The sequence below is a fragment of the Streptomyces sp. CA189 genome, from assembly GCF_056428985.1.
This window is the reverse complement of the sequence record NZ_JBWJVM010000213.1, coordinates 1-552: the sequence shown is the minus strand read 5'-3', so window position 1 is coordinate 552 and position 552 is coordinate 1. Positions and strand designations below refer to the sequence as shown.

General features: G+C 70.8%; 1 protein-coding gene. It reads left to right on the top strand.

The window, feature by feature from the left end; all coding sequences use genetic code 11:
- Positions 1-18: 18 nt before the first annotated feature.
- Positions 19-552: TolC family protein (locus tag AC061S_RS44585; protein WP_478691598.1), on the top strand; the 534-nt coding region annotated here is incomplete at its 3' end.

Below are 552 nucleotides of genomic sequence, written 5' to 3'. Positions count from 1 at the left end.
CCTGGCGCTGGGGGAAGAATGAATCGCCTGCGAGCCTGCCTGCTGTCCTCCGTGCTGCTTTCGGCCTCTTCGGCCCAGGCGCTGGGTCTGCTGGACGCCTACCAACTGGCGGTGCGCCACGACCCGACCTTCCAGGCGGCGCTCCACGAGCGCCGCGCCGGCAGCGAAAACCGCGCCATCGGCCGTGCCGGCCTGCTGCCGAGCCTGCGCTACGACTACAACAAGGCGCGCAACGACTCCACCGTCAGCCAGGGCGACGCCCGCGTCGAGCGCGACTATCGCAGCTACGCCTCGACCCTCAGCCTGGAGCAGCCGCTGTTCGACTACGAGGCCTACGCGCGCTACCGCCAGGGCGAGGCCCAGGCGCTGTTCGCCGACGAACAGTTCCGCGGGCGCAGCCAGGAACTGGCGGTGCGCCTGTTCGCCGCCTACAGCGAAACCCTGTTCGCCCGCGAGCAGGTGGTCCTGGCCGAGGCCCAGCGGCGCGCCCTGGAAACCCAGCTGGCGTTCAACCAGCGTGCCTTCGAGGAAGGCGAGGGCACCCGCACCGAC